Genomic DNA, 9,502 nt, shown 5'->3' on the forward strand with positions numbered 1-9,502 from the left:
CCCCTACATCTCGTTGAAATAGACGACCCGTACGCCGAGGAACTCGGCCATGCGCCGGTGCTCCTCCTTTGCCTCGGGCGACACGGGGGCACGGAACGGATCGACGACGCAGATCATCCAGGGCCAGGTCTCCCCGGTGGACCGATCGAGGATGGCCGGCCACACGAGATGCTTTAGGTTCGCCGCCATGCCAGCCACGAAGTGCCGCTCCTTGTCCTCCATCCCAACCTCACGGATCCTCGCGCGCATCGGCTTCTGCTGGGTGGTCCCTGGGACGACCTCCCAGCCGGGGCCAAGGATCGCCGCGACCATCTGCTCGAGCGTCGCGGCCGGCCGCGTCACGTACTTGGAGTACTTGCCTTCCCCTCGCCGCGCCCGCTCGTACTCCTTCATAGGACAGTCCTTCAGCCACGGGCGGATGTTCGCCCGCTGCCCCACGAAGTCGAGAAGACGGCCGCCGATCTCCGGGTCCTCCGTCCACTCCCGGTAGAGGCGGGTGCGGTCCGCGTCCTGGAGGTGTGGCCACCGGGCATCATCGGCCTGGGTGTAGATCCGTGTGACCACGGCCTTCTCGACGGCGGGCGGGATCTTGTAGTCGGTCACAGGATTCCTTTCGGTAGGGGGAACTGGAGACGGACTTCGTCGGCAGCGGTCTCAAGGTCGGCGGCGTCCTGGATCCACATGTCCATCAGGGAGCCAACCGTCTCGTCCTGGAACTCGATCCGGGAGACATGCGGGAGTTCCAGGTGCTCGGTCTCCTCGGCCTCCAGCGTCCGGCGCAAATTCAGTACCGCCGCGGCGCGACGGATGTCGGTCACGAAGTCGAGGACCTTCAGAGCCTTCTTGCCGGGACTCAGGCGCAGCCCTCGACCGAGCTGTTGCACGAAGATCCTTCGGCTGTGGGTGACGCGCAGGAAGGCGATCAGATTCACGTCGGGCACGTCGACGCCTTCGTTGAACACGTCAACGCAGGTGATCACCGGGACTCGGCCGAGACGGAACTCGTTGAGCAGGACGTCACGGTGACGCTTCGGTAGACCGCTGTGCAGGTGGGAGGCGTTGGCCCATGTCGGGTCCGCGACGGCGAGGAGGTCCGCCATGTGCTCGGCGTGCTCAATGGTCTGGCAGAAGACGATGGCGCGGGGCTCAACGGTCTCCCGCCAGGCCGTCCGCAGGTGCTCGACGATCTCCTCGTCCCGCTGGGGGAGGAACAGGCGCCGGTTCAGATCCTTGATGGAGTAGCCGTGACGGCTGATGTCCTGGACGGCATCCCAGTCGACACCGTCCGCGTACAGCTTGTAGTCGACGGCCGATAGATAGCCCGCTGCCATGCCCTCGGCGATGCCCATCTTGAAACTGGGGTGGCCGAAGCGGGCGGTGATATCGAACTTGTCGCCACGCCAAGGGGTGGCGGTGACTCCGAATCGTCCCGCAGTCCCGCACAGATCGAGGAGTTCCGCAAACCTGCCGGTCTCGGCCACGTGATGAGTCTCATCGATCATGATGAGGTCGGGTTCGTACCCCGCACGCACGGCGGATAGCGCCGACTCGACGGTCGCGACGACGACTCCGTCGAGGGCTGGGGGCTTGCTTTCGCCGGTGAGGAGGCGGGTGGGGACGCTCTTCGGGAGGTGGCGCCACAGTGCCTTCTCCAACTGGCCGACCAGGTCGCGCATGTGCGCGACGACCAGGACGCGTGCGTCCGGATGCGAGACGAGGAGATTGCCGATGACCTCGCCGCCGACGACCGTCTTACCCAGGCCCGTCGCCAGCACCAGCAGAGCTGTCCCTTCGGCGTCGAGGTCCCGCTCGATCGCGGCCACGGCCTGCTCCTGGTACGGCCGCAGGGCGTAGGGGGCGGGCACGTGGTCAGACATTCTCTGGCCGATGGCGTCCAGCGTGGCTCCGTGCCACAGGGTGATGTCGACGCCGATTCCCGCAAGTGCCCGGCGCCGCGCCTCGGCCGACGCGGTGATGTTCGTATTGGTCACCAGGACGGCCTTGTCGGCGCGGTAGTGGGTGCGAGCGCGTTCGAGGTCATCGACGCCCACGTGATCGGCCGTGCCGTGCGCCTTCCATTTGCTCTGGAAGACCCACTGCTCGCGGTCGCGGACCGCGAGCAGGTCGGCGCCATGGTCGTGGGCGCCGTCTATGACGCGGACGTCGTGGAATCCCAGGTGCCACAGGGTCCGTTCGAGCGCCTTGGTCAGTCCCTCCGGGCCGCCGTCGCGAAGTTCGGCGGCCGTCAGGAACGCGGCACTCACTCCTCACCCGCCAGTTCGTCGCGCAGAAGGGCGATGCTCAGGCGGGCGCGCCGCAGCTGCGGCGCGGTGGCCTCCCCGGCGAAGGTGCCGAGCGTCGCGACGTCCGCGAGGCAGCCCGTGACCCGGGCCAGGCTCAGGGCCTTCCCTGACGGCGAGGACACCCCGGCGTACGGGCCACGGAAGACGACTCCGTCCATGAACGAGGTCGGCATCGCCTCGACGAGCCGGACCAGGGCCAGCGCGGGGACGTGGTGGACGAACCCGGAGTCCAGGCCGAGACGGCCGACGAGACCGACACGTCCTGCGGCGATCATCGCCTCCTCGGTCGCGATCTTTTCCTCGTCGGAGAGATGACCGTAGGCGGTTGCGTAGTCGCCGCCGCTCCGGCCGAGGACCTCGGCCACACGTTCGCGAATCTCCGCTAGGAGGTCGCGGGCCTCCGCGCCGACAGTGGTGCCGTCTAGTGCGCTGTCCTGCAGGGACTCCGCGCGGATCGCGGCGACGAGCTGGGAAGGGCTCCAGTCGGAGCGCGCCCGAACCTTTAGGACGGCGGCCAGTTCGACCAAGAGGAGGTCAGCGTAGTCCGCGCCGAACCGCTGGAACGCGGCGTGCTCGGGGTCGACCAGGGCGGTTAGCTCGTTGCCGGATCGTTGGTCGAGGAGGACTGGGACGCGCAGGCCGTTGTCGTCAAGGAGTTGCTCGCCCGGCTTCAGCAGCAGGGTCCGCACCTTCACGTAACCGAGATCGGGGTGGCCGAATGGCCGACTCAGGTAGGCGTGCGGTGACGTCGCGCTCTCGTACCGGGCCAGGCGCTCGCTGCGGGTCTCCGTCTTCTCCTTGATCGCCACGGGGGTCTGGGCGGGTACGGTTGAGACGACCGTGGAGCCGGTCTTAGGCTGGACGGCGCCGGAGGCGGGGATGTCGGCGGGGAGGCCCAGGGCTCCCAGGACGGCCTGTTCGTCGGGCTGGGTCGGCACACTAGCCGCCGTCTTGACTTCCTTGCCCCGCTTCTTGATCTCCTCGTGTCGCAGGACCGCCTGCCACCAGTGCTCGTCTGTCTGGAACTCGGAGGCGCCTGCCCGGAACTTCCGGCCCCAGTCTCGAGTATCCGCGTGGATCGGCTTGTGACCATCGCCGGGGACGAGGCAGCGCAGGCCCGCGTCGTTGCGGCGGAAGCCCTTGAACAGTAGGGCGAGCGGGGTCTCGTTTTCTGGGTAGCCGAGCTTACTGGCGCGCTGGGGCTGGAGCGGCGCCACGCCGCGTAGCAGTTCTACGGCGGTGAGCCAGCTGCGGTCCCCGTACTCGAAGGCGTCCTTTTGGTAAGTGACGGGGACGTGGTCGAGATGGATCTCGCCGATGAGGCGGCCACCCTGGTGGGCGAGCTCGACCGGGTATTCGGGCTCTTCGTTCCCCGCGACGCCGTCGGGGTTGTTCCAGGTGAAGAGCTGCTTGTCCCAACGCAAAATCTTCCGGCCGTTGCGCAGGAAGTCGATCCCATACTCGGTCTTGTCGAGGTAGCGCTGGACGCCGAGCCAGCCGTGGATCCGGCGATCGCGAACGGCCAGGTTGCCGCTGCCGCAGACCGAGCAGACCTCACTCGAACCGATCTGCCACTCCCCACAATCCCGGCAGGCGATCCCGTCCTGGAGTTTCTCGTCGATCGGGATGTAGGCGGGGACCCGCTCCTTGCCGTTGTAGAGCACGTAACGGTCGTGGCCCCAGCGGCAGTGGCGGACCGGCTTGACCTGGGTCCCGCCGACGTAGAGCTCGAAGGGATGCTCGGTCAGGATCCACGAGTACACCGAGCCCAGGATGTTGCGGAGCGAGGCGCCGTTGCGGCGTAGCCACTCGGCACGCGTCGGCTGCAGGCGGTCGACGATGATCCTCGTGCCGTGGTGGGACGGGTTGCCCTTCGGCTCGGTGATGTCATTCGCCTCGAAGTCGTCCTTGATCTGGTCGAGGTCGATCTCGACGCCGATCCACTCCGTGTCGCCCGCGCGCGTAGTCAGGATACGGGTGCGCCTGCCGAGGCGGGCGGTTGAGATGTTGAAGCCCATACCGAACAGGCCGAGCTTGTCGTGCATGTCGTTCCCGGACCAGCCGGCCCGCACCGCGCGGGCCAGCCGCTCGTACGACATGCCCCGCCCGGTGTCGCGGACCTCCAGGACTCCCTTCGGGGACGACGGCAAAGTCACGCTGACCGTGAAGCCGTCAGGCCACTCCACCTCTGAGCGGAGGACGTCGAGGAAGTCGTCGAAGGGGTTGTCGACGAGTTCGGCCACACATTGCCACTCGTCGAAATCGATCTCGCCCAGCATGCTGAGCACTCGGGCGGAAGGGGTGATCTTCACTCCGGCGGAACCCTCCTGACGGGTGGGGGCGCTATTGCGACGGCCGCGGCGCGCGTGGGCACGGCGAAGCCGCCCGACTCTCATGAACTGAGCGTTCGATCCTGAGGGTAGAGGCGGCCACTGACAATCCGGCTGGAGTTTGCGAACCCCCGCGAATCGTGTGGCTGCCGGGACAGGGACGAAAGTACTGAAACCCTACTAATAGGGGTGATCCGGTCGCGGGCGGTGGGGTAACGGCTGACTGAGTAGGCGGCTGGTACTGCGGTCTTCTCACGCATCAGGGTTTCGACGCGTTCTGCGACGGCTTCAGGTTTTTGTGTTCCCCACCTTTACACCAGCGAGTCAAGTGCCGCCCCGGCACTGGTCCTTGTCTCACTCGAAGCAGTGCCTTTTGGCTTGATCCCCCTTTCACCACGCATGAAAGACTGGGGTGGTGATTCGAAGCCCATTCGAAGTCACTGTCGGCGCCCTCGGCACCGTTGCCCTGTCCACGAGGGCATCTTGGCTGAGGCTGGTATTAACCCCTGAGACGTTGGTGGCTCACAGTGCTAGGGACGGCAGGATCGTCCTGCACCGTTTGGATGGCGCCGTCAGCGAGGTGATCAGTGGTCGCCCGTTGTAGCGAGGTGCGCGGAGCCGCGCTTTCGCCGGACGGCGTTCTCGATTCGAGTCGCTGCCTGCGCGAGGTCGTCGTGTTCCCAGACGCGGATGACTGTCCAGCCGGCGGCAGCCAGTGTGTCGTTGGTGTTCGTGTCTCTTGCCCTGTTGCCGTTGATTTTCTCTCGCCAGAAGTCCGCGTTCTTTCTTGCGGGCCGGTAATGGTCCGGGCAGCCATGCCAGAAGCAGCCGTCCACGAAGACCGCGATACGGTCTCCGGGGAAGACGAGGTCGGCTCTCCGCCGGACGTCGGCGATTGGCCGGGTGTCGACTCTGTAGCGGATGCCGCGGCGATGGAGCAGGCTGCGGAGCAATAGCTCCGGTCTAGTGTTCTTGCTGCGGTTGCCGCGCATCGAAGCCCGTACCTCGATCGATGACGCGGTCGACTCGGGAGGCAGCGTTTCTTCTGCCAGCAACCCCTTCGCTCGGGCTTGTAGCCATGCCTCGGCCAGGTTCTGTTTGCGTGAGTCGAATCCGACCTCGCAGACGTACCTCTCCTCGGTCTTGCCGTCCCGTGACCAGCGTAGATAGGCGCGAATGCGCCGTGTGCTCCGGTACAAGCGGAGCGTGATCGAGGCACGGGCGAGGCGCCCGTCGCCCAGGTTGACGTTACGTCGGCTGCGGCCGCCAGCGGCTCGGTCTTGCTCAACCGCTGGTGTGGCTGCACCGACTCGACGCTTGTACGCGCTCTCCGGGGGCAGCTTGTCTTTCCAGCGCCCCCCGACCCCTGTCTGCGCCATGTCTCTAGTGTCCCGCCGCAGCCAAGGCGTCGGCGACTGCCTTGGCGAAGAACTCACCAAGAACGACCGGAACAGCGTTGCCCAATTGCCGCATCTGCTCACCGCGGGGGCCTGAGCCATGCCATTCGTCCGGGAACGTCATTACGCGCGCGGTCTCGCGTACGGTCATGTAGCGATGCAAGTAGGTCCAGCCATCCGGCGACGAGGCGTCGGGGATTCGCTTGTCCAGTTGCATCACGGACTCGCCGCCTGGCACGCCGTGAACGCCAGCCTTGACCGTCTTCGCGGGACGGTCTAGTTCGTTTGGGGTGTGGCCCTTATAGATGCGGGCCCCAGGCCACCCGATATGACCGACGACACCGATTTTCCGGCCGAAGTCGGGCTTCTCGCGGAGGCTGTCTAGGTCGACAGGCGGCAGCGCGGGAAGTTCCACGTCTGTTCCGTAGCCCTGGATGGCGTCACGCAACGTTCGCCATGGCTGACAGTCGTCCTCCTTGATCACCTTGGGGAGACGTGCTCGTACTAGGTCACGGACGTGGTCTTCCACGTCTGGGTGGCGTGTCCAGTACGCGCCGTCCTCGTCACGCATGGACCGGTATAGAGCCGCCTCGGAGAACCTCTCGGTCGTGACGTACTTTTCGAATGCGTCGACGTCCACGCCGAGGTCTGCCCGGAAGGCTACGATCACGACCCGGTTGCGCACCTGCGGAACGCCGTAGCTGGCGGCGTTGACCGGCACTACCACGACTTTGTAGTGATCCGGGTCGCTGTCCTCCGTGGATAGCTGGTCGAGAATGTGTTTCAAATGGGCGTTGTGATCCTGCCACTTGACCGCATCCACGCGCTTCTCGAACGGAAGGCGTAGCTCGTTCTGGATGTATTGGAAGTACTCGGCGAATGACGCCCGCCGCAGGCCGCGTACGTTTTCGCAGATAACCGCCTTCGGGCGCATCTCTCGCACGGCCTTGAACATGGCGGGGAACATGTTGCGTTTGTCTTCGTCACCCTTGGCGACCCCGCCGGCGCTGAATGGCTGGCATGGGGGGCCTCCGGCGAGGATGTCGACTTCGCCCTGGAAGGCACTCAGGTCCAGGTCGCGAACGTCCCCTGGGTAGAGGGGAGCGGGCTGTCCCGGTTGTGGCGGCTTGGGGTTCTTCTCCGCAGTGCGCTCCAGGCCGTCGACGCCCAGGGTCTTCTGCGCGCTCGCGATGAGCGTCTCACAGGCCCGGTTGTTGAACTCGTTGAACAAGAGTGGGCGGAAGCCTGCTTGATGGACCGCCATGGCAAGGCCGCCTCCGCCTGCGAACAGTTCAACACTGGTCCGCGGCTTCTTCGCTTCTTCAGGCAGGTCAACCATGGAGAAACCATACCGCGGAGTTGGTGATCATGGTGGCTTTTCGCTCGAACGACTCGCCCGTAAGTGAGCAAGACCATAGGGTTCATGGTGATCAACGCGGCGGAAGGGGCCCAAGGGGATGACGCAGGCAGCCAGGTTGGACGGTCGTGGCACGTACCACGATGACTTCCGGCTAAGCATCACTAAGGCCCTCGGTGATCAGTTGGCCCGGGCGTTGACGCACCTCGGTCGCGCTCCGCTCGCCGAGCAATACCTCGCCCGTCTCGATGAGCGGCCCGGTGTCTACCAGCTCTACCTGCAGGGCGAGTTCGTATACGTAGGCAAGGCTGACAAGTCTCTGCCCGGTCGGCTGGCCAACCATCTACGGAAGCTCTCTGGTCGACGCAACATCGACCTCCGCGACGTCACGTTCTCCTGTCTATACGTCGATGAGGACTTCTCCGCCCTGGCGCCTGAACAGCTGCTAATAAGCCACCATAAGGAAATGGGTAGCATACCGTGGAATAATAATGGTTTCGGCAATAAAGACCCAGGGCGCCAGCGCGACAGTACGATCCTTAAGAAGAACCACTTCGACATTCTCTACCCGATTGACCTGGGCCGTCCCGTCGAGGGTCTGGAACCTGGACAGATCTCTTTGAGTTCTTTCCTTAAAGCCCTCAAGAACGGACTCTCTTACAACTTCCGGTACAGCGAGCCGCCACGCTCGAAGGCGATTTTCTTGACTGTGCCGCAGGCTGGCTTGTCCGCTGATGAGGCATTCCGCGTGGTATCCAGGACGCTTCCAGAGGCATGGCAGATCACTTCCCTCATGGGGTACGTGATCATGTACTCGGACTCTCCGAACGAGTACAAGAGTGCCTGGAGGTACTACCGGTCTGGCGAGGTGGTCGAGAGTGAGCCCGAGGCGTCGTCCGAGGAGATCACTCAAGACGATCTCCTTGATGTCCCGAGCGACCGGGAAACGCAGTAATCGACCGTAACCCCCGGGCGAGACCTACCTACAGGTGCTCGATCACCGATCAGGAAACCATGCCCACCGAGTACACCCCTGCGTCGTTTGACCCTTTGTCGACCGTGCAGATCGCGAACACCATCTGCGAGACCTTCGAGCGGCAGCCCCTGGTCTCCATGACACACGAGATCCCAAGGTTCGAAGGATCTGGGCTTTATGCCCTCTACTACCGTGGCGCGAGCGTTGCCATATACCTCTCACTTGCCAGTCTCCAAATCCCCGTATATGCGGGGCAGGCCCTTTCCAGCAACAGCGCGACTGGGGAGAGGGTTCGGGAACGGTACCCGCTCCATAGCCGGCTCAAGCAACACCGACTGTCGATCATGGAGGGTGGGCTGCCGATCGCCGAGTTCCGGTTCCGGGCCCTCCTGCTGCCTGACGTGCACGCTGATCTGGGGGAGAACGCGTTGCGCGTCGGATATACGCCGGTGTGGAACAGCAAGCTCAAGGGATTCGGTAGCAAAGAGCAAGGTGCGACGACCCGCCAGAGCAAGAAAAGCAAGTGGGACACCGTGCATGATGGGCGTCGCCGTACTCACGGCGGCGTCATCCATGACGTCGAGACGCTGATCGCGGAGACCGAGGCGCACGTCGCGCGACAAGTGAGTGACTACGACAGGCTGCCGTGGCCCCACCCCGACGCTGACAGCTACCTCGACCTTGAAACTTCGTAAGCTCGCAGTGGCTGGCTATCAGTGAGCCTTTTCAGCGGTGCCGCTCCAGGGTGAGGATGGCGGCTGCGATTGACGACATGCGGTTGGGACTGCACCGGGCTTTGCGGAAGATCCGCCAGGACTTCAGCCGTGCGATGCCGCGCTCGACCGGTGCCCGGGCTGCGGAGAGCGCGCGGTTGACGGTTTGCTGGGTTGGTGTGAGGTCGCGGCCTGGTGGGCGTCTGAGGGGTGTTGTCACCCATGAGCCGGCTCCGATGTAGGCGCGGTCGGCGAGGATCGGGATGCCCTGGCGTTCGCAGATTCGGATGATCCGGTGGGTGCGGGCCGCGGTGAGGTCGTGCGCGCGGCCGGGCAGGGCGGGTGAGATCCACAGCAGTCGTCCGGCTGGATCGGTCACCACCTGCACGTTCACGCCGTGGCGTCGGTGTTTTTGGGAGAAGTCGG

At 64.9% G+C, this 9,502-nt stretch carries 8 protein-coding genes; 2 read left to right on the plus strand and 6 right to left on the minus strand.

Going from position 1 to position 9,502, the window contains the following annotated elements; translation table 11 throughout:
* Positions 1 to 3: 3 nt before the first annotated feature.
* The 5 genes from ACFWP5_RS40780 to ACFWP5_RS40800 form a co-directional block, all read right to left on the minus strand.
* Entirely contained in the window at positions 4 to 603 is a 600-nt protein-coding gene (locus tag ACFWP5_RS40780; RefSeq protein WP_384169018.1) for a hypothetical protein, read from the minus strand.
* Positions 600 to 2,264 (minus strand): DEAD/DEAH box helicase family protein, encoded by a 1,665-nt coding sequence (locus ACFWP5_RS40785; RefSeq protein WP_384169021.1) that lies wholly within the window; start codon positions 2,262 to 2,264, stop codon positions 600 to 602. The genes ACFWP5_RS40780 and ACFWP5_RS40785 overlap by 4 nt, the downstream gene beginning before the upstream one ends.
* Positions 2,261 to 4,615, minus strand: coding sequence for an ATP-binding protein (locus ACFWP5_RS40790; RefSeq protein WP_384169024.1), 2,355 nt, complete (start codon positions 4,613 to 4,615; stop codon positions 2,261 to 2,263). The genes ACFWP5_RS40785 and ACFWP5_RS40790 overlap by 4 nt, the downstream gene beginning before the upstream one ends.
* Positions 4,616 to 5,217: 602 nt before the next feature.
* Positions 5,218 to 6,012: a very short patch repair endonuclease gene (locus tag ACFWP5_RS40795; RefSeq protein ID WP_384169028.1), complete on the minus strand. Its 795-nt coding sequence runs from the start codon at positions 6,010 to 6,012 to the stop codon at positions 5,218 to 5,220.
* Between the two features lie 4 nt (positions 6,013 to 6,016).
* The gene (locus tag ACFWP5_RS40800; RefSeq protein WP_384169031.1) at positions 6,017 to 7,369 is read right to left on the minus strand and encodes a DNA cytosine methyltransferase; all 1,353 of its coding nucleotides are present in this window, start codon (positions 7,367 to 7,369) and stop codon (positions 6,017 to 6,019) included.
* Positions 7,370 to 7,487: 118 nt separating this feature from the next.
* Here ACFWP5_RS40800 and ACFWP5_RS40805 point away from each other — a divergent pair, with 118 nt between their 5' ends.
* A complete protein-coding gene (locus tag ACFWP5_RS40805; protein ID WP_384169034.1) occupies positions 7,488 to 8,342 on the plus strand; it encodes an Eco29kI family restriction endonuclease in 855 nt (284 codons plus the stop codon).
* A 59-nt stretch (positions 8,343 to 8,401) separates the two neighbouring features.
* Positions 8,402 to 9,058, plus strand: coding sequence for an Eco29kI family restriction endonuclease (locus ACFWP5_RS40810; protein ID WP_384169037.1), 657 nt, complete (start codon positions 8,402 to 8,404; stop codon positions 9,056 to 9,058).
* 31 nt (positions 9,059 to 9,089) lie between these two features.
* Here ACFWP5_RS40810 and ACFWP5_RS40815 read toward each other — a convergent pair.
* A partial coding sequence (locus ACFWP5_RS40815; RefSeq protein WP_384169040.1) for a transposase family protein occupies positions 9,090 to 9,502 on the minus strand: 413 nt, incomplete at its 5' end.

Origin of the sequence: Streptomyces sp. NPDC058469 (assembly GCF_042721125.1) — a bacterium.
Lineage (GTDB): Bacteria > Actinomycetota > Actinomycetes > Streptomycetales > Streptomycetaceae > Streptomyces.